A 23,547-nucleotide genomic window follows, 5' to 3' on the forward strand; every position below is an offset into this window, starting at 1 on the left:
TTCATTATCAACTCCTGCTCCAACTGTAAAAATCACTCGCGATAAAAAAGTAAAATGGATCCTTGCTTCAAAAGAGGGCTGGACTGGCGACCTAGCAACAAAAGTACTTAAACCTATCGATGCAAACGGCAAAGCTATAGACTGTGGCGAAAGTGGCTCAAAATGCCCTGGATATGAAAGTGATAAGGGCGGATTTGATTACACTTGGACACAACACACAGCTTATAAAGTAAATGAAAAAAGCAAAGGTAGCAAGGTTCACGTAAGCGTATTTGACAATGGTGATAGTCGCGGTATGGAGCAACCGGCACTTATAAATATGAAATACTCACGCGCGGTTGAGTATGTCGTAGATGAGAAAAACATGACTGTTCAGCAAGTTTGAGAATACGGCAAAAATCGTGGCTTTGAGTGGTATAGCCCGATAACTTCGGTTACTGAGTATAACCCTAAATTTGACACTATGTTTGTCTACTCTGCTACAGCCGGACTTGGTGATGTTAAGGCATTCCGTGCTGGTAAAGCAGCTCTTACTCCATTCTTAGAAGAGATTAAGTATGGCACACAAGAGGTTGAGTTTGAGATGAAATTTATTAACTCAAATACCATTGGCTATAGGGCATTACCTATTGATATCAATAAAGCCTTCAACTCCAAATAGACACTATATACAAACGACCTTTGCATAAACAAGGGTCGTTTTGTGTAAATTCTATACGTTGTTAAACGAAGAGCAAGTTTTTTGTGATTTATTAAAGGATTTATAATGTATAATGCAACTTTTCCTACGCCATTTGAATAATATCTCCTTTCCTCATCATATTTCTTTCATTTGGCGTTCTTTAAATTTTTATCTAAATTCAATTTTAAGCATTTTATAATATTAGCGATAGTTTTACAAGAAAACAAACTGCTATAATTCAAATTGATAAAAATTTTCAAAAGGAGAAAATATGAAAAAGATTCTTTCATCGGTTGCAGTTGCAGGATTGTTAGTAGGCACAGTTGCTACAACAGCTCTTGCTATCGGCGGACCAAGTGGCGCACATATCGACTATGCGATACCTGGACAACTTGGTGAAGTAGTTGTAAATCCTTACGATACAGCTCCTCTTACGGCTGTTATCAAAAACGGTGGCTATACCATCAAAGACGCAAAAGTAACAGTTGTCCCAAAACCGGGTGGACAAGTGATAAGCTATAAAGTAGCCGACAAACATCTACGCACACACGGGGGAATTCCTGTATTTGGCATGTATCCGGACTACCAAAATACTATCGAAGTTGAATACACAAAAATTTATAAAGGTGCCGAGGAGAAGATAAAAGAAACGTATAAAATTTACGCTCCGGCGATCTATCTAGAAAGCTCCGGCACACCAAATCAAAAGGGTGCGCTATTTGATAAAATCGAAGTCGTAAAAGCACCAAGCGCAAAATTTGCCAACCGCCTTTATTATGTAAATAACTTCGTCAATAAAACCGGCAAAGGCACAAAAGTCGTCTGGAACAACCCGGCAGGCGGCGCGCTAGAATGGAACTACTCGCCAAATAACTTTATTTTAGATACTAAAGGTGAAGTGCGCTGGTATCTCGAGCCAAGCAGATTTTACGATCTTAAAAAGCCGTTTAACGCTGGGGTGATGATGGGCTTTAAGCAAAACAGCGACGGCGCGATGACGTGGGGATATGGACAAAGATACGCTAAATACGACATTTTAGGACGCGAAATTTTTGACCGCGAGCTGCCTGCGGGATACAACGACTTCTCTCACTCAATGGACGTCATGGATAACGGACACTACTTGCTTCGCGTCGCAAACGCAAACTACAAGCGAAGCGACGGCAAAAACGTCCGCACCGTGCGCGACGTGATCGTCGAGGTCGATCGCGACGGCAACGTAGTGGATGACTGGAGATTATATGAAATTTTAGATCCTTACAGAGATACTGTCCTAAAAGTGCTTGACCAAGGTGCAGTTTGTCTAAACATTGATGCTTCAAAAGCCGGTCATACAGCCTCAACAGATGAGCTAATGTCTATGGATAAAGAGGAAAAATGGGGTGACATCGTAGGATCAGGTCCGGGACGCAACTGGGCTCACGTAAACAGCGTAGATCATGATCCAACAGACGATAGCATCATAATAAGCTCACGTCACCAAAATGCCGTTATTAAAATCGGACGTGATAAAAAAGTCAAATGGATAATGGGCGGACACAAAGGCTGGAAAGAGCAATTTAAATCAGCCTTGCTTCAACCGGTAGATAAAAACGGCAACAAAATAGTCTGCGAAGACGACTACACAAAATGCCCGGGATATGAAAGCGACAAGGGTGGATTTGACTGGCAATACACACAGCACACAGCATTTAGAATAGACAGCAAGTCTAAAAAAGGTGTTGTTTACCTAACAGTATTTGACAACGGCGATAGTCGTGGCTTTGAGCAACCTGCGATCGCCGGCATGAAATACAGCAGGGCGGTGGTATTTAAAATAGACGAAAAAGCCAAAACAGTAGAGCAAGTATGGGAATACGGCAAAGAGCGAGGCTCAGAGTGGTATAGCTCGGTTACCAGCCTAACCCAGTATCAAGATGATCTTGATAGCGTATTTGCCTACTCTGCTGTTGCCGGTATGCAGTTTGATATAGCAACAGGTCGTCCGGTAGGTCAACCAAGCCCACATATCAACGAATTTGAATGGGGTGCAAAAGAGCCCTCTATTGAGATTAAGATGACAAACGCGATGGGATATCAAGCGTTTCCATTTAGCGTAGAAAAGGCATTTACAAAGTAATGCTTTTAGAATTTAAGCCTCAAAAATGAGGCTTAAATTTCATACAAATCCACTTTAATGATTAAATAAAATATCCTCAAAAATAGTTGCGAGTTTAAAATGAATGGAATAAATAGAATAAATTTTGGTGGAGTTAAGCGGGATCGAACCGCCGACCTCTTGAATGCCATTCAAGCGCTCTCCCAGCTGAGCTATAACCCCAAAATGTTTCGGTATTTTACACAAAACATTCTTACAAAATTTTGAAATTTTACAAAATTAAAGCAAAATCAAATAAATTTTTAAGCAAAGATTGGTTAAAATTGCTCCTTTTAAAACGCGGGAATAGCTCAGGGGTAGAGCATAACCTTGCCAAGGTTAGGGTCGCGAGTTCGAATCTCGTTTCCCGCTCCATTTTTTATTTGTTGCCCAGGTGGTGGAATGGTAGACACAAGGGACTTAAAATCCCTCGGATTTTTTTCCGTGCCGGTTCAAGTCCGGCTCTGGGCACCACTTTTGTTAGAGTTTTTGTATGGCGACATGGCCAAGTGGTAAGGCAGAAGCCTGCAAAGCTTTTACCCCCGGTTCGAATCCGGGTGTCGCCTCCAAGACTAAGGGATGTTCATGAGAATTTTATCTTTTGTTTTTGTTATTTTTGTATTTTTTACTGGTTGTTCAAATACATGGAGTGGCATAAAGGCTGATAGCTCAAACGCAGCTGAATGGACAAAAGAGAAGATAAATGATGGCGCTACTTATGTCAAGGAAAAAACAGAATAATTTATATCAAATTTTAAGCTAATTTTGATATAATCACAACTTGTTTTCGGGAGATGGCTGAGCGGTCGAAAGCGGCGGTCTTGAAAACCGTTGAGGTGTGAAAGCCTCCTGGGGTTCGAATCCCTATCTCCCGGCCACTATTTATAAAAAATCCCCTTCAAATATCGTTTGTATCAGCATTAAGTCAACTTTTCATTTATATCAAATTTTGCTATTTTTGATGCAAATTTGCAGATGCGGAATAGAAATAGCCCATTTGTTGAATAAATTGCATCTCTATACCATACGTTTTTTCGTGCTGATTTTAGGAGTTTGCTATGGCTTCTAAAATGATAATGAAGATAAAAGACAGATCAAGCTATTATTATTTTGATCAAGCTCTTAAAGATGGAAAACGGGTAACTATCAAATACTCTCTTTTTACAGATGATGTTTATGAAGCAAAAGCTATAGCCATAAAAGTAAAATCAACAATAGATAAAATTTCAACAACCCAAGAGAGCATCCATCAAGAGTCATACACCAGCTTTGAAAAATATATCAAATCCATTAAAAACAGCGCAGATATTGTCAAAGGCTATATAGACTATAAAGAGTATAGAGAGATATTTAAGCGAGTAGTGTCTGACTTCTATCGACCTATCTCTTTAAATAACGAGAAAAAAACCACTCAAGAGATCAAGATCGAACCAAGCATAAGTCCAAAAGATATTGTAGACATCTCTTCTAAATTTTCTAAAGGCACTTCGTGTGTTGTGATGTCGTTTTTTAGCGGATCAAGCCCTGCTGCTATCATAATACGTGGTAGCATTTTGGCATCTACAGAAAAAAATCTAGGCACAAAATAGAGCTTTTTGTTATATCTTATCATATCGGCATATGAGTCACTAAAAATTTTCTCACCGTTTTGCCTGATCTCATTTGGGTCATACTCGCTGTTTTTAAGCCCTATTTGCTTTAACTGCTCGGTAGCACCACTGTCTTCTTGTCCGCGTATACGCATACCTAGCATAAAGCGCTGATAAGTAAAGTACTCTGCGTCTCTTATCTGCCTGTTTGATTCGATATAAAATGCTGAGTTTACTATGATAAGAGCGATAAAAAAGAAAAAAGTTATTAGCTTTACTATAGATATACTACGCATTGATAAATTTGTACCCTATACCGCGCACGGGGTGGATATATCGTGGATTTTTAGAGTCATCTCCTATCTTTTGACGCAGTCGCCCTATACCTGTCTTCATTCATTTTAATTCAAAAACCAATGGCTTAAATTTTAACCCTAGTAGGCTATCCAACCAATCCGCCCAACCATTGCAATTTCAAAAGCCAACGGCTTAAATTTTAACCGAGCACAGCGGGGCTAAAATCCCCGATGAATACAGTTTCAAAAGCCAACGGCTTAAATTTTAACCGTAGCCATCGTTTTCGCCAGCTAAAAAAACGCTAGTTTCAAAAGCCAACGGCTTAAATTTTAACCCAAATCCATTAAAAATTTCGTATCCTCATTGGAGTTTCAAAAGCCAACGGCTTAAATTTTAACCGTATTCTAAATTTATCGTTAAAACGAATACACACGTTTCAAAAGCCAACGGCTTAAATTTTAACTCCGCCTACCTCTAAATGAGTTTGAATAAGATTTGGTTTCAAAAGCCAACGGCTTAAATTTTAACGAATGTGTTTAATACCCATTTTGCTTCATTTGTGTAGTTTCAAAAGCCAACGGCTTAAATTTTAACGCCTTTGTTATTTTTGCGCCGACGTGAAAGCCTAGGTTTCAAAAGCCAACGGCTTAAATTTTAACAGTTTGCAAGCGACCTTTTAGCAAACCGCTTGAATTGTTTCAAAAGCCAACGGCTTAAATTTTAACTGTTGTTAAAGTTGCAAAAGGTCTTTTAAATAAATTGTTTCAAAAGCCAACGGCTTAAATTTTAACTGTTTTACTAAAGCACTATTATAACAAAAAGAAAAAGTTTCAAAAGCCAACGGCTTAAATTTTAACAACTAGACAAAATGAACGGAGTGCAAAATGCAAGTGTTTCAAAAGCCAACGGCTTAAATTTTAACATCCCATTTTTATAAGCCCGCCGTCGTATTTATCGGTTTCAAAAGCCAACGGCTTAAATTTTAACGTGGCGCAATAATAAACAATACTCGTCCAACGTTAAGTTTCAAAAGCCAACGGCTTAAATTTTAACCATCGTATTGCAAAACAGGGATAAAGCGGACAAAAGTTTCAAAAGCCAACGGCTTAAATTTTAACAATATCGAGGGCTTTGGCTATGACATAGTCATACGTTTCAAAAGCCAACGGCTTAAATTTTAACGTTATACCGGCAGAGATTGTGTCGGCTGATTTGCCGTTTCAAAAGCCAACGGCTTAAATTTTAACTTGAATGCGCCGATTATCGCATTTACGCTTTGAGTGAGTTTCAAAAGCCAACGGCTTAAATTTTAACTGTAGTTTTTAGTTTTTTCAATTGCCAATTCACTACGTTTCAAAAGCCAACGGCTTAAATTTTAACCAAATTCTACGACGCTAAACCCGAAAAAATAGATCGTTTCAAAAGCCAACGGCTTAAATTTTAACAACAAAAGGAGTAAAGCATGGCAGCTAAATTTGGAGGTTTCAAAAGCCAACGGCTTAAATTTTAACTTAACGGACAAGGCTATTTAGGTGTTACAAAGAATTGTTTCAAAAGCCAACGGCTTAAATTTTAACATGAAACAAGCAAACGATACAATCGTGATAGCTAGGTTTCAAAAGCCAACGGCTTAAATTTTAACCTTGTAAACGGGAACTATAAAGATTTAGTATAGTTCGTTTCAAAAGCCAACGGCTTAAATTTTAACTGGGATATGATCAAGATTTGGGGTGATGATAAAAAGTTTCAAAAGCCAACGGCTTAAATTTTAACCAACTCCAACGGCAAATAAAGACCCATCATCTGCAGTTTCAAAAGCCAACGGCTTAAATTTTAACTCAAGCTCATAAAATTTGCGTGAATAAAATCCGTTGTTTCAAAAGCCAACGGCTTAAATTTTAACGAAAGTATCGGGGCTATCAAAAAAGCCAACTACAAGTTTCAAAAGCCAACGGCTTAAATTTTAACTCTTAATTCTTTTTTCATTTCATCTTGTGAAATAGTTTCAAAAGCCAACGGCTTAAATTTTAACAAGCTGGATATGGGCGAAGTACCGACAATAGAGCGTTTCAAAAGCCAACGGCTTAAATTTTAACTTAGCAAGGGCGTTTCAGGGCAAAATATTAAACGGGCGTTTCAAAAGCCAACGGCTTAAATTTTAACGAGGTTTTTCTTTTTCGTCATCTGGTATCATATTATGTTTCAAAAGCCAACGGCTTAAATTTTAACTTTTACACTATCGCGCTTTTAGGCCAAAAGCTTTGGCGTTTCAAAAGCCAACGGCTTAAATTTTAACAGCGATAGATGGCATTAACGAAGCCGTAAGCGAGAGTTTCAAAAGCCAACGGCTTAAATTTTAACCGGAACTCTCACGCGCCGTTTGCGCGGACGAGTTGTTTCAAAAGCCAACGGCTTAAATTTTAACCGAACTGAACTGTCAAAGAAATTTTGACAGTACTGAGTTTCAAAAGCCAACGGCTTAAATTTTAACACCGAAAAAACCGTTTCAAAACACTCTATTCTATCGTTTCAAAAGCCAACGGCTTAAATTTTAACAGCACCAAAACACACATTTTAGGGCTGTTTGCAAGATAAAGTCTATATCTATTTACCTTATAAAAGGCTAAATTTTACTCACATCAAACAGCCAAGTGCCCAAAATATCGGGTCATCATAAAGCTTAAAACAAGCTTTATCTCCATACAAACCCCTCATAAGGCGCGTCCTCACAAATACACTTTTTAAGTCTATTGGCTTCTCGGCGGATCACCTGCCTCCACGTGAGCTTTTGCCCCGCTATTTCTACTTGCTCGGTGAGCTTGCCGATTATCTTTATCTCGATCTTTTGCACGGCTTCGTTGCTAAATTTGATCCGTCCGGCGTTCGTCTCAAAGTCCTTTGCCGTGATCTCACGACGATTTAGTATTGTAAAGATCAGCGTATCGCCCAAAATCGGCTTAAAAATCTCAGCAATATCAAGATGCAAGCTAAGCGCACGGTAGTTTGGCTCGTGTAAAAAGCCGATCCTTGGATCTAGCTCGGTCTTATAAATCTCACTTAGACAGACATTATAAATGCGTGTATTTATGTAGCTTATGAAGCTGTTTATCTTGTCTGCGGGCGGGCGCTTGGAACGCACTGTAAATTTAAAGCTCTTTTGATCGGTGATTATCTCGTTCCATTTTTCGTAATACAGCTTTTGAAAAGCACCTTCGGCTGCCATTATCTGCGCTATCGTTGTTGCTCCCTCAAGTGCTGCGATATGCGGACTTATGTCAAAGCTCACGCCGTGTTTTTTACAGTTCATCGCATCGTTTAGGATATGTGCCCTAGTTATCTCACGTGCGATATATAGGCGCTTTACGCTATCGTCAAAGGCACGAAGCTGCTGCAAGAGCACAAAACCGCTTTTATTTACGGAGTTTGACGTGTTTGGGAAAAAGTTACCACGAAAGCTGCCGTAAGGGCTAAAAAAGTGCAAAAGCACGTTATTGTCAGCCAAAAACGCAAGCGTATAGCTGTCTATCTCAACTCTGGCTAAAATATAGACCTCATCAATGGCGTTAATAGGCAAAATTTTAGTCGCACATACGCTCAAATCCTCGTCAAATTTATCAAAATACAGGTTGTTATCCTGCCGCCTAAGTCGCCCGGGGCTAAGTATAAAGTGTGTTCTGTCGTTCTTTTGCATTTGTCCGCCTTAGCTAAATAGTGAGCCGTTTTTGTCCTGTCCAATGACTAGGCGCTCGGAGTATTTGAGCGAGTTAAACGTGTAAATCACGATGGAGTCAAGCTCCTTGTCGCACTCCTTTTGAAGTGTCGCCGTGAGCCTTTTAAAGTCACTTTGTCTTATCTCGCCCTCAAAGACCGAAAACTGCACGCGCGGCAGATACTTCTCCACCGCTTTTCTTATGCGGTTTGCATTATTTTTCTCTTTTTGCTCGGCTCCTGCAATATCATAAAAAAGTATCACATACATCTTGCCCCTTATATACAATAGTTTCTATAAGCACAGTTGTCGCATATCTTTTTGTGCTCAAATTTAGGCGGCACGGGCATGTTGGCGAGCTCCTCTATCTCGCCTAGTATTTGCTCTAAAATGGCAAAATTCTCATCGCTATCCTCCACGAGCACTACTTTTTTACCGCTTATTATCTTGCCTTTTACCTCTTTTAAATTTAAACCTGTTTTTAAAAGATAGATATAAAAAAGTAGCTGCATTTTAGCGGCATATTCGTTTTTTAGGCTCTTTTTGTATTCGGTTACGACGTAGTGTCCGCGCTCTTTTGAAAGCTTGTCAAATTTCAAATTTGCAAAGGCAAACTCTTGTAAATTTTGCTCTTTTATATCCGCCATCGCCTTGCCAAATGCGACGTTTTCATCCTCTTGATCAGCGTGGATATGATGGGCGTATAGCCACGCTTCACGCTTGCAAGTGGCGTAGTAGTTCACAAGCGTTCCGGTGATCTGCTCTTTGTTAAACATTAGGTAAAAGCCTCTTCTATGCGGGTTATCTCAGGATTAAAGCCATCTTGTTTAGAATAAATTCCACTATCTTTCCATACGCTATAAGGCAAAATATACCTGCCAAACATCTCTTTAAAGCCATTTATGCCACTACTTTTTATCAAGCTTTCATTAACACAAATCGTGTGCAAAGATAGATCTTTTTCTCTTTCTTTAATATCAGCCATAATCTCAAATCTATCGCTATTAGAATTTAATAAATCCTCTCTTTTGTTCAGAAAGTCCTCAAAGTGATTTTCATACTCCTCAATAAAAAGTGAAACTTTCCACTTTTGTTGCGGCATAAAATTTTTGTTAAATTCGCAAAATAGCGTTTCAAAGTCCAAATTTGTAGCGTATTTAAGCAAATTAACGCTGGTTGTTTGAGACCTTGCAACTTTAAAATAGTTTTCTAAAATTTCATAAATTTCACTCTCTTTTATATTGTTTAAAAGAGTATCTTTGATAAATTCCTCTTGCAAGTCAGTGTCGTGATACGGGTGCGGTTTACCATCTAAATAGTTAAAAACCACAACATCTGTCATGCTGTTTTTTCCTTCTCTATTTACCCTACCTGCCGATTGTATAATAGAGCCAAATGGCGCAAACTCGCGAAATCCTATATCAAAGTCAAGATCCACGCCCGCTTCGATAAGTTGTGTCGATACAAGAACTATCTTTTTGTCATTTTTACTAAGCTTCTCTCTTATCTCTTCGATGATTTGCGCTCTATGGATCGGCACTTGATGAGTCGTTAAGAGATAAATTTCTCGCTCGTTATTACAAGATTTTAACATTTTATGTAGAGTTTTTGCTTTTAGAATAGTATTTACCACACAAAGAACGCTTTTATTACTTTGACGCAAAATTTCATCTCGTACACTTTCAAAGCTGCTTAAATTTGGCTTATAGATAAGTCTGTATCTATCTTTCTTATCTCTATAAAAATCAGGGCTTGAAAGCTCGGTAAAATTCTCAAGCTCTTGCGTGATACAAGGCATCGTAGCGGACATCAGTATAAAGTCGATGTTATATCTTTTTGCAAATTCGTTAAACATAATGCTAATTTGCTTTAGCAAAACTCTTGGTATATTTTGAATTTCATCAATGATAATGACGCTATCACGTAGTGTTTCTAGCTTTATATTATCTCTATTATGGTTTGAGAAAAAGGTGTAAAAAAGCTGATTAAAAGTAGTAACGATAAAATTTTCTTGCCAAATATCGGCTAAAAACAGCTTTTGTGAAAGTTGTTCCACCTCATCGTTATCATCTTTTTTATAGCTTGTTAGATGATGATATTTTAAAACCTTGTTTGAGCCTATTATCTTTTCGTACTCTATGTGCGTTTGATCTATTATCGAAGTAAATGGTATGGCGGTGATTATGCGTCTTTTATCGCCTCTAAATTTAGCTAAACAAAGGGCTAAATTTAAAGCTAGAAAGGTCTTGCCGATACCTGTTGGGGCTTTGATTAGAAATTTATTTTTATCAGTGTTACTTTCATAGTTTTTAAAAATTATCTCTCTTGCTTTATTTTTATATTTATTTGCTTCTTTTTTACCTATTTCTTTATTTAGTTGCCCTATATAATTATCTATTGTTTTATTATCCAAAATAGCGACATTTTGATATGGTTTTGAAAATATCGCTTCAAATTTATCTGCTAAAATAAGACGGGAATATCGCTTTTTAAAGAGGAAGAAATTATCTAAATTTTGATATTGGTTAAAATTTCTCTCCAAAAGTAAAAAATGCTTTATAAATGTGCGAATATCAATACTAGCTTCTATGCTTGCAATTTCACATACCTTTTTTGAAGTTTGAATTTGCTGCTTTATATTATTTTTTGAATTAATCACAGATAGATATTCTTTTATAAAATGCAAAATATCGGGCAAATCACTATGGTGCTTTAAAATAGTAAAAAAATTAGCCAGAAAATCTATATCTTTGTTTTCCCTAACAAAAAAATAGATCAAAGCACCCTCAAGAGCATGCGTGGTTTTTAGTCTAGCTCTTTCTTTTTCATATTCGTTTTTTGATGGAAATTTCTCAAGCCTGAGATTTATATAGAGCTGAAACCTCTCTATAAGCTTTGCTAAGTCGTGATAAGAGCCTGCTTGTATATGCTCCGCATCTCCAATAAAACTATCATTTATGTTTTTTATATGCGAATTATACGGCTTATTAGGATGAGAGTTAAGTGTATCTGCGACTTTCATCATACAAATTTACAATGATAAATTCTCTCATTGCAATGAATTTTATAGGCTTTAATGTTTTTGGCACATATTTTACTATTTGAAAAAATCAGATCCATGCTTACTTTAGGTGATCTATTTGAGTCTAGCTCCGTAGCAAAACTAAGTGGTGAATATAAAATATTTTCTTTAAACTCTATGTTTTTTAAGTCACTCTGAAGCACAAATGAATCAAATTCCACTTCATCAAATTCCATATCTCTAGCCTCATCTATCGGCAAAAACTCAAAATTTCCAGCAAATTCACTGTTTCCTAGATAAAAGGCAAATTTGCAAATTCTATTTTTTAGATTGTGTATCGCTTCATTTTCAAATTTGAAATCCTTTACAAAGATTATATATTTAGGATTCATCAAAAGCTCTCTGTTTATCGGTTTTTGTGGAGACTTGCCATCCCTTAATCCACTTGAAATTTTTTGCATATCAAATTTGAGCAAACTGTTTAAATGAGTTTTTGTAAGTTTTGTGTAGTCATTTATATAGTTTTGCGAAAAAGTCTTTTTGATGATCTCTCCATCCAAGACAACGCTATATTTAAATCCACAAAACTCTTCATCCTTAAGATATTCCTCCTTACCAAGCAGTGCCGCCAGCATCCCACTAACTACACTCTTTGGCGGTATAGGCAAGGTTATGTTTTGACTAATGCTTAACGGGTCTTTGAAACAAGCAAATTTCCCCCAAATCTTAAATGCAAACATTAAAGCTCTTTAATTTCTAAATTTAAGCCCGTATCTTTAAAATCATCTATATACTTTTGTGCCGAAGAGTCATAAAAGATAACAACTTTTTCTATCTTTTCACCCATATTTTTTAGGGAGTTGATAAGACTTTTAAAGCTTAACTCGCACTCGTCAAAGGCACGAATTTGTTGTGAATCTTCATTTTCTATCTTTACAAGTTCATCAAGCAAACCGATCATATATGTGTCTTTATAAACTACCCTTATAAGAACTCTTGGTTTTTGTCCGACCTTGCTTCTAGTGTTTAGCAGCTTTGTTCCTTGCCACATAGAGTCAAGCATATCGGCTATATCATCTTCACTAGCGTTTGATTTTTTAGCGTTTAGTGAGTTTATTGTGCCATACATAGCAAAAAGCCCGTAAGGTATATAGTTGTCTGTTCTGAAAGTTTTATTTTGACTATTATCTTTACCAAAAGCCCCTGTTCCTTGAGATAAAATTGTCTCAGTTTCATTTAGGGATTTAGCCCATGAAAACTGCACTGCTCCGATGATTTGGATATTGCTTTTAGGTGCCACTCCACCAAAAAGCCTATTATCTATACAATGTAAAAATACCTCTTTATCATCTTTGAGTTTTAGGGCATCTTTTAGCTCTTTAAATCTAGTCTCCGCTGATTGAACCTGCTCGGCATTATTTACAAAAATAGTTTTACCCTTTCTATCTTGCAAATCATCTCTAATAGTTCTCTTTACTCTTACATCACTAACAACTGCTTTTCTATCGCTTTCATCATATCTTGGCGCATTATCATTTAGCATATCGCCGTTGGGATTTGTCATTTTCGCATCCCATAAAAATAAAATTTCACTATGTTTTGCTAACTCACTCACTGTCTTCTCCTTTTATTGGATTATCTTTTTTAAATTTTGCATAGTCGTTAAAACCCCTAATAAAAGCAAATGATACCTCTTGTTGAGTTACTTTTATCTCTTTTTCGCACATAAAATGCGTGGTTACTAGCGTTGAAAGATCGCTGTTTCTATTACTTCCAAGCCTTAGTTTTCTTTCAAATTCAGCTGCCTTGTTAAATATCTTTTTTAAATTTTGCTCAGTAATTTTCTGATTAGAAAGCCATTTTTTAAAGGTTTCATTCTTTTTTGATACTTCAGAGAAATAAGAACTATCTATTATACCCTTTGTATATGCACCTATAAGATATGCTCCTTTTATCAGCCCGTTATTAAAATAATCAGGTTGAACTGCTACCAAATTTTCGAAATATTCAGAAAAAAGCTCCATCTATTATCCCTTTATAGCATTTATCTCTTGTAAAAATTTCAACACTCTATCCTCATTTTCAATGTATGAGTTTGGAAAGCTTATCCATTTTTTTACACCATTGTCGTCTAGTTTTTTCGTGCCGTCAAATTCAAACTCTCTAAAATACTCAAATCTTTTTAAAAGCTCTTGATATTTTATCTTCGAATATCCAAGTAAAATTTTGGCTAAGACTATCTTTTCTTGCAATATTTTATTGTCCAATGTTTTTAGTTTTCTTGATCTTTTAAATAGCTCAGTAGTTCCAAAATAATCCCTTAAATAGATTGTTTTAGGCTCATTTTTATCGCCTTTAATAATATCTATACTATCGCTTATGCGTTGCTGTTGCATTAAATTTGCGACTTTTCTTATCTTGCTTGGCAACACATCTTCAAGTGTGGCAAAAATTTTTACAGATAAATTTGTAAGGTTTACATCGGTAAAAAATATATCGAGCGTAAAACCATTGATATTCTTATAACTATTTATTTGCTCATCAAGCAGCCAGATAAAGCTCTCCTCCCTTGAAGCAAAACTACCAAGCCCGCCCTTTGACTCGCGCAAGAAATAAATCATATCTTTAAACACAACTTCATCATAATCTATCATTGATGGAATAATGATATACTCAAGCCCTTTGTAGTAAAATCTAAGATAATTTATCGCAAACATCCAGCCTTTTTTCACGGCTTTTGCGGTATCTTTTGACATAGGCATTTTGTTTATTATTTGGATTTTAAAGCCATCATCATAGTTATCCATAGTAAAAAATTTGATATTAGGATTGTATCCGCAAATTTCACTCTTATTGTTAATAATATCAACGCACTCCTTTAAGGTTGCACCTTTTTTATCATTATCTATGTGCGGTTCAACAAAAACATCTATGTAGTTTTCCAAAATTTCTGGCATAAGCTCGTAAAAGCTCTTGCCATTTATAAGCAGGATCAAAAAATAATCATCTTGTTTATAGTTTTTTAGCCCGAGTTCATCGATATTATATTTATCAACGTAATCAAAAATCAATTTTGCTAAAGCTTGATTATTGTTATTAGCATAAATCATAATAGAGTTTTTTAGTGTATGAGATATGGCTTGAAATTTTTTATACAGATCTTTTTCGTCTTGAAATTCAAAATTTGGATAAAGATAGTATGAATTGCTTGTCCCGCCTATCTTTTTTGTAAAAAACGTCTTGATATTATCCAAAGAGGAGTGCTTGATTTTAGGTGTTTCGGTAAGTTTATCATTTTGTATATTAAAGTCGATAGTAACGACAATATGTTCACTATCTTTAAAATTTGTATTTTCAATCATAGCCTTAATATCATCGTCGTTTAGCAAACTTCCTATTTTGTATAGTTTATGTACTAAGCCCATAGATACGCTATCCTGAAATATTTTTGAATAATTTTATAGCAATATCTTTAAAAAGTCAAGTTATTTTACATGGATTTTACACATTTTATAAAATATGCTACAATAATAACATTGCAAAAGAGAATTTATTCTTTTAGAATTTGAAATTTTTATATGGATTTTAGTTATTTTTCTTTTGCAACCTCTAAAAATCCGACACCAAAGCTCATACATCCGCTTCCCACGCCCGTATCAAGTATTAAATTTATCATCTCACTACTAGCCCTTACCTCCCAGACTGCCGACCAAGCACGCACAGGCATCTTGTTGTTACCATAATAAAAATAAAGCGGACTTTCTAAATTTTGCCACTTTAAATTTAGCTCAAATTCTCCCTCGTATTCTCGTCCACAAAGCGTCTCAAACCGCTCTAGCGCATTTTTCTTCATCATCTCAAGATGTCTGGAATCTTGCGGTTCAAGATAGACTTTATGCCCCAAAAGCCCCTTTAAAGCGCACACCACGTTTCCTTTTAGCAAAACCGTAGCTAAATCCGCCTCATCAACCCTGTGTCGCTGCAAGGACACTGTGCTACCAGTTAGATGAATTTCACCCAAATTTAGCCCGTTTTTTAATACAGCCATAGCGATAAGCTCTTCAAATTTTGGCTCAAAAGCAGTAAATCGCACGCGCAAATCTGCCACTTTTAGTCTATAGTCAAAATTTGTTTTCTTAAAAATTTTCCCGGTTTTTTCATGCTTATATCCGACATGCTGTGAAGCTGGCAAATGATGATATATAAAGCCTTGTATGAGTTCGGGCAAGATTTTGGTTATTTTTAAATTTGTCGTAGGAAGCTTAGAGTCTATCACTACCATCATCGTCCTTTTTACTTAAATTTTCAAGTTTTGCGCTCTCTACTTCGATCTCTAGTTCGCCAACTTCTGGCATATTTTGCGTAGCTTTTTGAGAAAGCTGCCTAAAGCGCTGTGTTTTACCATAAAGTCCTTGTCTTCCGGCAAGTGATGTGACTACTTGGTTATACTGCCTAGTTGCGGTTGTAAGCGTTGCCCCAAGCTTGTTTAGATCCTGGGCTACGACGCAAATTTTATTATAAATTTCACCTGCACTAGCGGCTATTTGTATGGCTTCTTTGTTGCCCTTTTCTATACGCCACAAATTTGCCACGGTGCGTAGTATCGGCATTAAAGTCGTATGAGATACAAGCACGACCTTTCGTTCGTAACCATATCCAAAAAGCTCTCTTTCGTATTTTAAAGCCTCGATATAAGCTGCCTCTATAGGCATAAACATCATGACAAAATCAGGACTCTCAAGCCCTTCTATCATGCTATAGTTTTTTTTACTAAGCTCGTCGATGTGTGACTTGACTGACTTTACATGCTCGCTAAGCGCGGCCTTCATCTCATTTTCATTTCCCGCGCTCATAGCTACCTCGTAAGCCACAAGAGAGACCTTGCTGTCAATGATGATATGTTTATTATCAGGTAGATACACAACAAAATCAGGCACCATCCTGGCCCCGCTTTCGCTTTTAAAGCTCTCTTGCGCGCGGTATTGTTCGTTTTTTACTAAACCGGCGGCTTGCAAGGTCGCTTCAAGCTGCATTTCGCCCCAGTTTCCCGCGATCTTATTGTTGCCCTTTAGTGCATTTGTAAGGTTACTAGCCTCACGGCTCATACCAAGTCCTATGTCAAGCACCTTTTTGAGTTCGTTTTCTAAATTTAGGCTATTTTGTTGAGTTTTATCGTGAATTTCATTTGTTCGTTTTTGAAAATTTTGTATCTGTTCTTTTAGGGGATTTAGAAGGAGTTCAAGTGATGTTTGGCTGTTTTTATTAAAATTTGCGCTCTTTTCTTCAAAAATTTTATTAGCTAGATTTTCAAATTCGGTGCTTAAATTTTTCTTTACTTGAACGAAATTCTCCTCTTTAGCGAGCTGAATTTTCTCACGCTCCTCAAGAGTGGTTTTTAGACTTGAAATTTGTGTTTTTAAATTTAAAATTTCATCTTCAAGCGCATCATTTTCTATGCTTTTTCGCTCTAACTTTTGGCTTAAATTCGCATTTATTTCTTTGCTTTCTTGCACTCTTAAGGCTTCGTTTTCAAGCCTTACTTTTTGCTCGATACTTAAATTTTCAAACTCGTTTTTGCTAAATTTTAAACTCTCGATCGTCTTTTTATCGTTTAAAACTACACCGAGTAAAACAGCGCATATCACGCACAAAAAGAAGCTAACCGCATAAAAAATATAAATTTCGTTCATAAAATGCCTTTATTTAAATAAAAGCGATTTTATCAAAAGTATTGTAAATTTATCTCTGTGATGTCATCATGTATCCAAGCTCGGAAAGGTTTTTTATCTTTATGCCAAGCTCTTTTTTGATACATAAAACGATATTTTGTATAGCGCTTTTGCTTACGTTTTCATCCTCGTAAACATACTCCGTGATCTTGTCGTAGGTTACGAGCGAATTTAGGTTATAAGCAAGTAAGCAAAACAGCTTGTTTTGCAAAAATGTCAGATAAACTTCGTTGCCGCCTTTATAAATTTTCTAGCGTTCTAGATTTATGCTGATATCGTGACTTAGTTTGATCAGTTTATCTTGCGACTTTACGCTAAGACTCATTAACATCGAGCGTAAAATTTCAATATCTATGGGCTTTTTAAGAAACAGTGCGGCTCCTACCTTTACGCTTTTAAGTAGGTTATTATCAGTGTCATACGAAGTAAAGATAATAAATTTTTGATGCGGTTTTGTCTTTAGTATCTCGTTCATCATCTCAAATCCATTCATCATAGGCATGTGAATGTCCGTTAAGATGACATCTGGGTTGTTTTTATTAAAACTCGATCCCTTCATATCCGTCATTTGCGGTATAAACACTCATACAATACGGCTTTAAAGCGCTTTTTAAAAGCGTAAGCGCAACATTATCATCCTCAACGATTAGGATGGATATTTTTGATAGCGAGTCTAAAATTTCCTCTTTCATTTTTCACCTTTTAAATTTATATCAAAACTTAGCTCAAACACGGTTGGATTTGCATCACTAACAAGTTTTAAGTCGCCGCCTATCTTTTCGTTTGCTAGCTTTTTACCAAAATAAAGCCCTATACCGTTACCGCTTTTTTTGGTTGTTTTTGGCATGGAAAATATCTTATCTCTCATCGCCTCACTAACACCCCAACCATGCTCGCTAACAGTTATAAAGCACTTAGTCTCATTACTTTTGATGTCTATTTCTATCTCTCTTTTGTTGATATTTTCAAATTTTTCAACCACGGCGTCTTTTGCGTTGTGAATGAGGATGAGTAAAATTTGCTGTATGATATTGTCTTTTTGTGTCACGATAACATCGCTTGAATTTACCAAAATCACATTGACATTTACACGGCTAAGCTCCGTATGCATAAGCATGAGTAGGTTTTTCACGCTTTTGGCGACGCTAAATTTATTGATATTTTCGCTTGTTTTGTAAAAATTTCTAAAAATTTCGATCGTATCACTTAGAAGACAGACTGAACTCTCGCCACCTTTTAGTATCTCATTAAGAGTTTGCTTGTCTAAATTTCCGTCTCTTTCAAGCATTTGAAGTGTCGTTATCATAAGCTTTAACGAATTTACAGGCTGGATGAATTGATGATTTATGCCGCTTATAAGCTCCCCTGCTTCGCTCATTTTAGCCTTATGAGCAAGTAAAATTTCATACTCATCGTTTTTATCTTTTATCTTTTTTACATAAGGCTATGAAGTAAATTTGCTAAAAGTATAAGCACTAAAAATGAGATGAAAAACAACGCGGCGCTGTTTTGAAATATCGACAAAAGCTCGCTGACTTGGCGCTCGTCGTAAGCACCCGCCCCTACAAACCAGTTTAGCGACGGAATTTCAGCAAGAGAGATGAAATTTGAGTTTATATTTATACCGGATAGATCCTCACCTGCTAAAAACATCTCTTTAAATCTACTTTGTATCTGCTCTTTTAAATTTATATCGCTCATTTGGGTTAAGACCTCGCCGCTGTGAGTTACGATAAAGTAGTAAGAATTTGGCGAAAGTTTTAAATTTCTTATGTTTTTAAAGATATTGCTTATCTTAACAACTCCACATAAAACGCCCACAAATTCGCTATTTTTATGGCTTGGTACACAGATATTTAAAACAGTGTGGTTGGCGATGAAATTTATCGTGGGAGAATTTGTCTGCTTTGTTTCTACAAACCAAACCAGACTTGTTCTTTGTTTAAATTCAGCGTCATCGCCCGTGTATTTCTTACCGTTTACGAAAATATCGCCGTTATCTTTTAAAAACTGAACAGCGTCGAAGTTGTTGGAATTTTTATAGAAAGAATTTAGGATATTTGACAAGCGCTCGTTATCATCGGCAAGCTCTAAATTTTGCATAATAAGCGAGATAGTGCTAAGGGCTTGTATCCTTTCGTGAAGCCATGTGTCAAATCTTTTTACTATGTTTTGTGTAGTTGCGATCTTATTTTTATCGGATAGGGATATCATCTGATCTTTTGTAGCTTGATATAAATTTACCCCCATAAACAAAACGGTAACGCTGGCAAATATGATAACAAGATAAATTTTAAAATCCGCACTCTTGCTAAATTTAAGAAACACGTTCATATTCGTCCTTTAGCAAGAGTATAGCAGATAAATTTAAAATTCTTTTTTAGCCTTAACGCGTGTTACGATAAAGCCTATGGCCATTAAAGCCAAAATGATCGCACAAAGTCCAAATCCCAAAAGCGTGCAGTCAGCCATACTTAGGAATTTTTTAGAAGGTATAAGATACCAACCATCGCTATAAAGCTCTACAAGATAGTTTTGTAGCGAACTTAAAATCACACCGTCAGGAACCATAGGATTATCATAACCGCAATCACCAGTCGGTAAAAACCAGTCAGGCGCCCACTTCTCAAATGGTAAGCCAAATAGATGGTTTGGCTCAGTCGAGCAGCCTTGCACCCCAAAAGGATCGTCACTATGAACGGCGGCATGGATTTTTGCAAGCTTTACACTACATATAATGCCGTAAATAGAGCCTAAAAACGCAAACGCATAGCCTAAAATTTTTAGGATCAAATTTTTAGGATCAATGGCAGCTAACACTCCGCCTATCGCCATACACAAAAACGCAACTCGTATATAAACACACTGCTCGCAAGGGGGCATGTGTATATACTTTTGAAACAACGAGTGCGCCAATACAACCAAAAACACGCTCACAAGCGCCATAAGAAGCCACGGAAAGCGACTACCTTGCCATTTGCCTATCTTTTCTATCAAATTCATTTTTTAGCCTTATTTAGCCATTAGCTCTTTTATAAGACCGGCCATTCCGTCTATAGATGTGATTTTGGCTGTGTAGATTAGGTATTTACCATCGACTACAAATGCAGGAACGCCTTGAATTTTAGCCACATCATAACTCTCATCCCATTTACTAAGAAGCTCTGCTACCTTTGGATCGTTTAAGCCGGCTTCAAATTCCGCCTGTGTTATGCCTGCCGCCTCAAGTCCCGTCTTTAAAAACGCTGCTTCATCTTTACCGTTGCCCCATCTCTCTTTTTTATCATGATAAGCTTTGTAGTATGCCATCTTAGCCTTTTTAAACAAAGACTTCTCATCAAAGAAATCAACGCCATTTGCCATATCTTTTACAGCCAAAACCGCCAAAAGCTTGCTTGCAACTTCGCCGTATTCACCTTTAGTCTTTAGATGATAAGGAACGAATTTAAGCCCTTCGACCTTTTTTATAACAGCAGGTGTTACACTCTTGTCGTATTTGTAACAAAACGGGCAAGCATAGCTAAAAACTTTTGTAAGCGTGCCTTTTTCAACAGAAAGAGGCTTTTCAAGCTTGACATAATCAACACCCTCGGTAAAGGCATTTGCACTTAATGCACCCAGTATCGCAACCGCAGATAGAAGTTTTAGAAATTTCATTGTAATCTCCTTGATTTAAATTTAAAGCAATTATACAAGATGTTTTCGACAGAAAAATCACGCTAAGATTAAAATAAAATAAATTTTTTGATAATTTAAATATCCCATATAGGGAAATTTTAGATGCCAAGCGACATCTAAAATGTAAATTTACTTACTCTGAAGCTCCCTTATAAGCTTTTCAAGATCTTTTATAGAGGTTACGGCGGCAGCGTTTATAACGTATTTGCCATTTACTACAAACGCAGGAACGCCAAAAATTTTAGCAGCGTTATACCCCTCGCTCCAAAGTAAAAGCAAGGCCTGAGTTCTTGGCATGTTTAAGATCGCCTCATATTCGCTTAGGCTAACACCCGCGGCATCAAGTCCTGTTTTTATAAATGCAGCCTTGTCACGCTTACCGTCTTTACTCATCCACTGCTCGCCTTTTTCATGCACGGCTTTGTAATATGCCATTTTAGCCTTTTTGAATGAAGAGCTATCGCTAAATATATCAACTCCATTCATTTGATCTTTGGTTAAAAGTGCAGCCAAAACACTACTTGCAGTCTCACCATAGCTACCTTTTGTGCCTAAATGAAACGGCATAAATTTCATATCTTCAAGCTCTTTAACTATCTTTGGCGTAACACTCTTATCAAATTTATAGCAATACTGACACGCATAACTAAAAACCTTTACTAGAGTATTTTCTCCAACATTTAACGGCTTTTCAAGCACGGCATAGTCTTTGCCTTCAGAAAATGCAGCTGCGTTTAATGCACCAAAAATCGCAACCACAGATAAAAGCTTGATAGCTTTAGATAATATTTTCATATTTTTACTCCTTAAATTTTCGCAAGATTATAGCAGGTAAATATAAACGGCTTGGGGGATTGATGCCATTCGTAAATCGGCGCAGGCGTATAAAGTCCTAAGACCAAACAACCTGCACCTATTAAAGTATGTTGTGTTTAAGCTAGCGCTTCTTACGCTTCCAAAATCGCTCCGCTACTTGCATTGGCTACTAGCTTTTGGTATTGTCTTAGCCATCTGCCACTTAGCTCTTTTTGATGTGGTTTAAACTCCGCCTTTCGCTTAGCGATTTCAGCCTCGTCAAGACGCACGTTTATCTCGTATTTATCGACATCTATTTCTATTATATCGCCATCTTTTAAAAGACCTATCATACCGCCCTCGGCAGCTTCGGGACTCACGTGTCCGATACTAAGACCCCTTGTAGCACCGCTAAAGCGTCCGTCGGTGATAAGTGCCACGTCCGCACCAAGCCCGCGTCCCATTATAAGCGAAGTTGGGCTTAGCATCTCTTGCATACCAGGACCTCCGCGCGGACCTTCGTAGCGGATCACGATTACATCGCCTTTATCCACTTTGCCGCTTGAAATTCCCGCTATCGCCTCATCTTGACTGTTAAAGCAAACCGCCTTACCTCTAAATTTACGCTCGCCAACGATCCCGGCCGTCTTTATCACACAGCCTTGCTCGGCTAAATTTCCAAATAATACCGCAAGTCCACCAACCTGTGAATATGCGTTTTCAACCTTATGGATAACCGACTCGTCCTTTATCTCGCTTGCTCCGACACGCTCGCCTAGAGTCTCGCCGCTAACGGTCAAATTTTCTAAATGCAACATTCCGTTATCACGGCGTGAAATTTCTTTTATCACCGCGTTCATTCCGCCGGCTCGTCCAACGTCCTCCATATGCACACTTGGCAAGCTTGGGCTGATTTTGGCGATGTGAGCGATGTTTCGGCTGATCTCGTTAAGCTCTGAAATTTGTAGATCAACTCCCGCCTCACGGGCGATAGCTAGCATATGAAGCACGGTATTTGAGCTTCCGCCCATAGCCATATCGACGACAAGTGCGTTGCGAACGGCCTTTTTGTTTAAAATATTTCTGATCTTATAGCGCTCATCAAGGGCTATTTCACAGATTCTACGTCCCGCACGGCGCACCAGCTCCTCACGCTCTGGAGTTAGGGCTAGTATCGTGCCGTTACCACTTAGCGCGATACCCATCGCCTCACACAGTGTATTCATCGAATTTGCCGTAAACATTCCAGAGCATGAGCCGCCACTCGGACACGCGTTACACTCGATATCTTTTAGCTCGGCTTCGTCTATCTCTTTTGTCTCAAATTTACCCACCGCCTCAAACGCGGTCGCAAGGTCGATCGGTCTTCCGTCCTTTGTGTGACCCTTTTTCATCGGTCCACCACTAACAAACACGGTCGGCACATTTACCCTAAGTGCGCCCATTACCATTCCCGGCACGATTTTGTCGCAGTTTGGCATACAAACAAGTGCGTCAAGTGCGTGAGCGTTCATCACGGTTTCGACCGAATTTGCGATGATCTCGCGGCTTGGGAGGCTATAAAGCATACCGCCGTGCCCCATCGCTATACCGTCATCTACGCCGATGCAGTTAAATTCAAACGGCACACAGCCACATTTGCGAATCTCATCTTTTAAAATTTCAGCATATTTATTTAGGAAAAAATGCCCCGGGATAATCTCTATAAAGCTGTTTGCAATGCCGATAAACGGTTTAGCAAAATCCTCATCCTTTAGCCCCGTAGCACGCAAAAGTGAGCGGTGCGGTGCTCTTGTGTAGCCCTTTTTTATAATGTCGCTTTTCATAAATTTCCTTTATGTTAAATTTGACTTATTTTAGCTAACTTTTTTAAAATAGCGTGAAAAATTTGCCCAAAAATTTAACTTTA

General features: G+C 37.5%; 22 protein-coding genes, 5 tRNA genes, 2 pseudogenes and 1 CRISPR repeat array. Of the genes and pseudogenes, 7 read left to right on the plus strand and 22 right to left on the minus strand.

Annotated features, from left to right (window positions below; translation table 11 throughout):
• Positions 1-31 precede the first annotated feature (31 nt).
• Positions 32-661 (plus strand): annotated as a pseudogene (locus CCAL5182_RS04080) (aryl-sulfate sulfotransferase).
• Positions 662-953: 292 nt separating this feature from the next.
• Entirely contained in the window at positions 954-2,801 is a 1,848-nt protein-coding gene (locus tag CCAL5182_RS04085) for an aryl-sulfate sulfotransferase (RefSeq protein WP_336610317.1), read from the plus strand.
• 125 nt (positions 2,802-2,926) lie between these two features.
• Here CCAL5182_RS04085 and CCAL5182_RS04090 read toward each other — a convergent pair.
• Positions 2,927-3,002: transfer RNA gene (locus tag CCAL5182_RS04090), tRNA-Ala, on the minus strand.
• Positions 3,003-3,119: 117 nt separating this feature from the next.
• Between CCAL5182_RS04090 and CCAL5182_RS04095 the strand changes: the two genes are divergently transcribed.
• The 5 genes from CCAL5182_RS04095 (at position 3,120) to CCAL5182_RS04115 (ending at position 3,697) form a co-directional block, all read left to right on the plus strand.
• Positions 3,120-3,194 (plus strand) — tRNA-Gly (locus tag CCAL5182_RS04095).
• A gap of 13 nt (positions 3,195-3,207) precedes the next feature.
• Positions 3,208-3,293 (plus strand) — tRNA-Leu (locus CCAL5182_RS04100).
• 21 nt (positions 3,294-3,314) lie between these two features.
• Positions 3,315-3,388, plus strand: a tRNA-Cys gene (locus CCAL5182_RS04105).
• Between the two features lie 16 nt (positions 3,389-3,404).
• A complete protein-coding gene (locus CCAL5182_RS04110) occupies positions 3,405-3,560 on the plus strand; it encodes a hypothetical protein (protein ID WP_169938356.1) in 156 nt (51 codons plus the stop codon).
• A gap of 47 nt (positions 3,561-3,607) precedes the next feature.
• Positions 3,608-3,697 (plus strand) — tRNA-Ser (locus tag CCAL5182_RS04115).
• Positions 3,698-4,230: 533 nt separating this feature from the next.
• Here the strand turns inward: CCAL5182_RS04115 and CCAL5182_RS04120 are convergent.
• The 21 genes and pseudogenes from CCAL5182_RS04120 to ilvD form a co-directional block, all read right to left on the minus strand.
• Positions 4,231-4,704: a hypothetical protein gene (locus tag CCAL5182_RS04120; RefSeq protein ID WP_336610318.1), complete on the minus strand. Its 474-nt coding sequence runs from the start codon at positions 4,702-4,704 to the stop codon at positions 4,231-4,233.
• Positions 4,697-4,792 (minus strand): annotated as a pseudogene (locus CCAL5182_RS04125) (winged helix-turn-helix domain-containing protein); the annotation flags it as partial. The gene CCAL5182_RS04120 and the pseudogene CCAL5182_RS04125, both read right to left, overlap by 8 nt.
• A gap of 19 nt (positions 4,793-4,811) precedes the next feature.
• Positions 4,812-7,261: a CRISPR direct-repeat array (repeat unit 30 nt; unit sequence GTTTCAAAAGCCAACGGCTTAAATTTTAAC).
• Between the two features lie 136 nt (positions 7,262-7,397).
• Positions 7,398-8,396, minus strand: coding sequence for a CRISPR-associated endonuclease Cas1 (cas1, locus tag CCAL5182_RS04130; RefSeq protein ID WP_336610319.1), 999 nt, complete (start codon positions 8,394-8,396; stop codon positions 7,398-7,400).
• 9 nt (positions 8,397-8,405) lie between these two features.
• Positions 8,406-8,684, minus strand: coding sequence for a CRISPR-associated endonuclease Cas2 (gene cas2 / locus CCAL5182_RS04135; RefSeq protein ID WP_169938584.1), 279 nt, complete (start codon positions 8,682-8,684; stop codon positions 8,406-8,408).
• Between the two features lie 8 nt (positions 8,685-8,692).
• The gene (gene cas4 / locus CCAL5182_RS04140) at positions 8,693-9,190 is read right to left on the minus strand and encodes a CRISPR-associated protein Cas4 (RefSeq protein ID WP_169938582.1); all 498 of its coding nucleotides are present in this window, start codon (positions 9,188-9,190) and stop codon (positions 8,693-8,695) included.
• A complete protein-coding gene (gene cas3 / locus CCAL5182_RS04145) occupies positions 9,190-11,436 on the minus strand; it encodes a CRISPR-associated helicase Cas3' (RefSeq protein ID WP_336610320.1) in 2,247 nt (748 codons plus the stop codon). Before cas3 ends, cas4 begins: the two co-directional genes overlap by 1 nt.
• Positions 11,436-12,176, minus strand: a complete 741-nt coding sequence (cas5, locus tag CCAL5182_RS04150) for a CRISPR-associated protein Cas5 (protein ID WP_336610321.1) — start codon at positions 12,174-12,176, stop codon at positions 11,436-11,438. The genes cas3 and cas5 overlap by 1 nt, the downstream gene beginning before the upstream one ends.
• Positions 12,176-13,051, minus strand: coding sequence for a type I-B CRISPR-associated protein Cas7/Csh2 (gene cas7b / locus CCAL5182_RS04155; protein WP_336610322.1), 876 nt, complete (start codon positions 13,049-13,051; stop codon positions 12,176-12,178). The genes cas5 and cas7b overlap by 1 nt, the downstream gene beginning before the upstream one ends.
• Complete coding sequence (locus CCAL5182_RS04160) at positions 13,044-13,460, minus strand: hypothetical protein (protein WP_336610323.1); 417 nt, start codon at positions 13,458-13,460, stop codon at positions 13,044-13,046. Before CCAL5182_RS04160 ends, cas7b begins: the two co-directional genes overlap by 8 nt.
• A gap of 3 nt (positions 13,461-13,463) precedes the next feature.
• Complete coding sequence (locus CCAL5182_RS04165) at positions 13,464-14,861, minus strand: hypothetical protein (RefSeq protein ID WP_336610324.1); 1,398 nt, start codon at positions 14,859-14,861, stop codon at positions 13,464-13,466.
• Between the two features lie 164 nt (positions 14,862-15,025).
• A complete protein-coding gene (locus tag CCAL5182_RS04170) occupies positions 15,026-15,718 on the minus strand; it encodes a CRISPR-associated endoribonuclease Cas6 (RefSeq protein ID WP_336610325.1) in 693 nt (230 codons plus the stop codon).
• A complete protein-coding gene (rmuC, locus tag CCAL5182_RS04175; RefSeq protein ID WP_169972445.1) occupies positions 15,699-17,126 on the minus strand; it encodes a DNA recombination protein RmuC in 1,428 nt (475 codons plus the stop codon). The genes CCAL5182_RS04170 and rmuC overlap by 20 nt, the downstream gene beginning before the upstream one ends.
• Positions 17,127-17,175: 49 nt before the next feature.
• Positions 17,176-17,376, minus strand: a complete 201-nt coding sequence (locus CCAL5182_RS04180) for a hypothetical protein (protein WP_336610326.1) — start codon at positions 17,374-17,376, stop codon at positions 17,176-17,178.
• A gap of 39 nt (positions 17,377-17,415) precedes the next feature.
• Positions 17,416-17,724 (minus strand): response regulator, encoded by a 309-nt coding sequence (locus tag CCAL5182_RS04185; RefSeq protein ID WP_336610327.1) that lies wholly within the window; start codon positions 17,722-17,724, stop codon positions 17,416-17,418.
• A complete protein-coding gene (locus tag CCAL5182_RS04190) occupies positions 17,705-17,857 on the minus strand; it encodes a hypothetical protein (RefSeq protein ID WP_336610328.1) in 153 nt (50 codons plus the stop codon). The genes CCAL5182_RS04185 and CCAL5182_RS04190 overlap by 20 nt, the downstream gene beginning before the upstream one ends.
• Entirely contained in the window at positions 17,854-18,543 is a 690-nt protein-coding gene (locus tag CCAL5182_RS04195) for an ATP-binding protein (protein ID WP_336610329.1), read from the minus strand. Before CCAL5182_RS04195 ends, CCAL5182_RS04190 begins: the two co-directional genes overlap by 4 nt.
• Positions 18,544-18,599: 56 nt before the next feature.
• Positions 18,600-19,499: a cache domain-containing protein gene (locus tag CCAL5182_RS04200; protein WP_336610330.1), complete on the minus strand. Its 900-nt coding sequence runs from the start codon at positions 19,497-19,499 to the stop codon at positions 18,600-18,602.
• 33 nt (positions 19,500-19,532) lie between these two features.
• A complete protein-coding gene (gene dsbI, locus CCAL5182_RS04205; protein ID WP_336610331.1) occupies positions 19,533-20,168 on the minus strand; it encodes a protein-disulfide oxidoreductase DsbI in 636 nt (211 codons plus the stop codon).
• A 9-nt stretch (positions 20,169-20,177) separates the two neighbouring features.
• Positions 20,178-20,822, minus strand: coding sequence for a thiol:disulfide interchange protein DsbA/DsbL (locus CCAL5182_RS04210; protein ID WP_169972446.1), 645 nt, complete (start codon positions 20,820-20,822; stop codon positions 20,178-20,180).
• Between the two features lie 150 nt (positions 20,823-20,972).
• Complete coding sequence (locus tag CCAL5182_RS04215) at positions 20,973-21,638, minus strand: thiol:disulfide interchange protein DsbA/DsbL (RefSeq protein WP_336610332.1); 666 nt, start codon at positions 21,636-21,638, stop codon at positions 20,973-20,975.
• A 152-nt stretch (positions 21,639-21,790) separates the two neighbouring features.
• Positions 21,791-23,464, minus strand: a complete 1,674-nt coding sequence (ilvD, locus tag CCAL5182_RS04220) for a dihydroxy-acid dehydratase (RefSeq protein WP_169938563.1) — start codon at positions 23,462-23,464, stop codon at positions 21,791-21,793.
• Between the last annotated feature and the right edge of the window lie 83 nt (positions 23,465-23,547).

The sequence above is a fragment of the Campylobacter sp. 7477a genome (assembly GCF_014892335.1).
Classification (GTDB): Bacteria; Campylobacterota; Campylobacteria; order Campylobacterales; family Campylobacteraceae; genus Campylobacter_A; species Campylobacter_A californiensis.